We start from the raw sequence: 3296 nt of genomic DNA on the forward strand, positions 1-3296 counted from the left end.
ACCGCGAGCGGGGTGGTGATCTCGGCGGAGGTGAGGGTGACGGTGGCGGCCGTGCCGTTCTGGGTGGCCGTCAGCGTCGCTTCACCGCCGCCGTAGAAACCGCAGTTGTAGACCTCGGTGGCCGACCCCGGGGAGACGGCCGCGGCCGTCGGGGCCAGTACCAGCGCACCGGTGGCCAGGCTGCCCGCGGCACTCGCCATCTCTCCCGGTACGGGAAGTACGGGAAGGGGAACCGATGTTACGCAAGAGGTCACTGGTGCTCACGGCGCTTGCCGCGGGCAGCCTGGCCACCGGTGCGCTGGTACTGGCCCCGACGGCCGCGGCCGTCTCCCCGGGGTCGGCCACCGAGGTCTACAACTGCGGTTTCTACGGCGGCGGTGAAGCGACGCTGACGGCCACCCAGAACGGCACGGCCGCCACCGTCACCCTCACCTCCGCCGAGATCACCACCCCGCTCGCGGTGGGCAAGGACACCATCACCACCACGCTCACCATGGCCAAGGCCGGGGGTGGCACGCTGGTCTTCAGCGGGAAGCGCAACCCCGCCATGTCGGCCGGCAGCGGGGTCACGGTCGGCCCGCTCAGCGGGACCGTCTCGCCCGGGCTGTCCGCCAACGCCCACCCCGGCTCGGTCAAGATGCTGGTCTTCGGGATCACGGTGACCTGCAACTCCACCGCCGCCCAGGCGCCCGGGCCGTTCGTGTTCAGCTGACCCCGGGAAACGTCGAGCCCCCCACGGCCCCACCGGACCGGCGCCGCAGCCCGCGGCGCCGGTTCTCCCTGTTCCGGCCGGTGATCCCTTCGCTGACCTGCGAGAACGCGGATCTTGACAGTATCTGATGGCCCATCAGTCAAGGGATTTCGATTCCATTGACTTCTTTTCGCGCCCCCAGGTCAATGGCTCCCTGCCGGCGCAGCCGAGCCGCTGCTGCGCCACGACCGCAGAGGGGGGCAGTCATGCCTTCAGCACGAAGACGGCGCCGCTGGGCCGCCGTACTGGGAGCCGCCGCGCTCATGACCGGGACCGGGGCGCTCATCGCGCCCGCGCAGGCCCTGGCCGCGACTCCCGTCGACTTCGCCACACACTGCGTACCACCGCCCATCGCCGGCATCCCGGCGATCGACGGCACCACGTCCGCCCAGATCACCGTGGACAACGCCGCGCCCAAGGTCGGTGACACGGTCACCGTCACGTACACCGTCACCAAGCCCGCCGCCGGCAACCCGGTGGACCTGGCGCTGCCCGCCGACATCATGACCCCCACCGGAAAGGTCGCCCTGGGCGGCGCCCAGAGCGGTGACGTCACGGTGGCCGGGCCCAAGAAGAACGACCCGGTACCGGGGAAGGGCGCGTTCCCGCCGTTCTCCATGACCGGAACGTTCACCGTCACCGCGCCCGGCGCGATCACCCTGTCGCCCGGTGACTACAACATCCACACCAGCTACATCATGGAGCTGGACACCCCCTGCACGGTCACCAACCCGCCCGCGCCCGTCTCCGAGACGGTCACCGCGACCGGCGGCGGCCAGACCAACCAGCGGACCGTCCAGCTCGGCACGGCCTCCGGCAAGGCCGGCGCGGGCGTCACCGTCACCGGGTCGAAGTTCACCGCGGGCGCGACCGTGACGGTCGCGGGCCGGGCCGGGGCGGCCGAGACCGCCGACAGGGCGACCGTGACGGCGGACGCGCAGGGCGCGTTCTCCACCACCCTCACGGTCAACGACAAGGCGACCAGCGGCATCGTCGCCTACGAGGGAGCGAGCTGGAGCGACGACAAGGGGGCCGGGCCGGCGGCGTACAGCGTCGTCGACGACACCCCGGCGCCGCCGAACAGCCAGAAGCTCACCTCCTCGGTCAAGGCGGGCACGCTCTCCATGACCCAGGCCGGCGACGCCGTCTCCCTGGACGCCGTCGACTTCGGCAAGGGCGGTTTCTCCCGCGGCTCGCTCCAGACGGTGACGGTCCAGGACTTCCGCGGCGGCCCCGCGGGCTGGTCCCTGACCGGCAAGGTCACCGACTTCACCGGCCCCGCCGGGGCGAAGATCGACGCCTCGAAGCTCGGCTGGACGCCGGTCTGCGCCACCAAGGCCGGCTCCCCGTCGACCTGCGCGGCGGGCTCGCCGGGCACCGTGGGCAGCGCGGGCGCGACCCTCGCGACCACGCCCAACGCGGCGCTCACCGGCGGTGAGTTCACCGTCGACGCCCGGGTCTCGCTGAACGTTCCCGCGTTCACCGCGCCCGGCGCGTACTCCGGCGTACTGACGCTCACGCTGGCCTGATCCACCCGTGGGCCGGGCGCGCACCCGGCCGGCCCACCCGTCCCCGGGGGTAGCGCACCGTGCGCCGACTGTCCGTCCCGCTCCTGATCGCCGCCGTCATCGCCGCCGCCGTCGCCGTCCTGGCGGCCCCGGGCACGCCCGCGCGCGCCGCCGACAACGGCAACTGGGCCGTCTTCCCGGCCTCCTCCGGCGCGGACCCGCGCCCGTACTTCTACCTCTCCGCGAGCCCCGGCACCACCCTCGGCGACCAGGTCACCGTCACCAACAAGACGGCCGCGCCGAAGGCCTTCCGGCTCTACGGGGCCGACGCGTACAACACCGAACGCGACGGCGGGTTCGCCGTACGGACCCGGAGCGAACCGCAGCACGGCGTGGGCGCCTGGACCAGGCCGGACCGGGCGGCCATCACCGTCCCCGCGCACGCCTCGGTCACCGTGCCGTTCACGCTCACCGTCCCGGCCGACGCGGAGCCCGGCGACCACCCCGGGGCGCTGGTCGCCCTGGACGAGAAGGTCGCGGCCGGGCGCGGGGAGCTGGCCATGGGGGTCCAGCAGGCCGTCGGCGCACGCGTCTATCTGCGGGTCACCGGGCCCGCCGTGCCCGCGCTCGCCGTCGAGGACGTCGAGCTGGCCCAGCACCGGCCGCTGGTGCCCGGCACCGGTACGAGCCGGACCACGATCTCGTACACCCTGCACAACCGGGGCAACGTCACGCTCGACCCGAAGGTGGAGCTGAGGGCGACGGGCCTGTTCGGACGTACGCTGCTCAGCCGCGCGCTCACCAAGGTCCCCGCCGAGCTGCTGCCCGGCCAGAAGGTCCGCCTCACCGAGCCGTGGGCCGGCTCGCCGCAGCTGGACCGGGGTGACGTACGGCTCACCGCGAGCGCCAAAGGTGTCACCGGATCGGGCGGCGCGTCCTTCCTCGCCCTGCCCTGGGCCGCCCTCGCGGTGCTGGTGGCGGCCGTGGCGGCGGGTGTTCTGGGGTGGCGGCTGCGGCGGGCGCGGGGGCCGCGCGGC

The 3296-nt window shown here is 73.6% G+C and carries 3 protein-coding genes and 1 pseudogene; 3 read left to right on the forward strand and 1 reads right to left on the reverse strand.

Annotation, left to right across the window (positions count from 1 at the left end; genetic code table 11):
- Positions 1-200: pseudogene (locus ACJA3G_RS33565) on the reverse strand (hypothetical protein); the annotation flags it as partial.
- 35 nt (positions 201-235) lie between these two features.
- Between ACJA3G_RS33565 and ACJA3G_RS33570 the strand changes: the two are divergent.
- The 3 genes from ACJA3G_RS33570 to ACJA3G_RS33580 form a co-directional block, all read left to right on the forward strand.
- The gene (locus ACJA3G_RS33570; RefSeq protein WP_406556811.1) at positions 236-712 is read left to right on the forward strand and encodes a hypothetical protein; all 477 of its coding nucleotides are present in this window, start codon (positions 236-238) and stop codon (positions 710-712) included.
- Between the two features lie 245 nt (positions 713-957).
- On the forward strand, positions 958-2280 hold the full coding sequence (locus ACJA3G_RS33575) for a beta-xylosidase (protein WP_406556812.1): 1323 nt from the start codon (positions 958-960) through the stop codon (positions 2278-2280).
- 59 nt (positions 2281-2339) lie between these two features.
- On the forward strand, positions 2340-3296 hold a 957-nt coding region (locus tag ACJA3G_RS33580), incomplete at its 3' end, for a WxL protein peptidoglycan domain-containing protein (RefSeq protein WP_406556813.1).

The organism is Streptomyces sp. YS-3 (assembly GCF_045257485.1).
GTDB lineage: Bacteria > Actinomycetota > Actinomycetes > Streptomycetales > Streptomycetaceae > Streptomyces.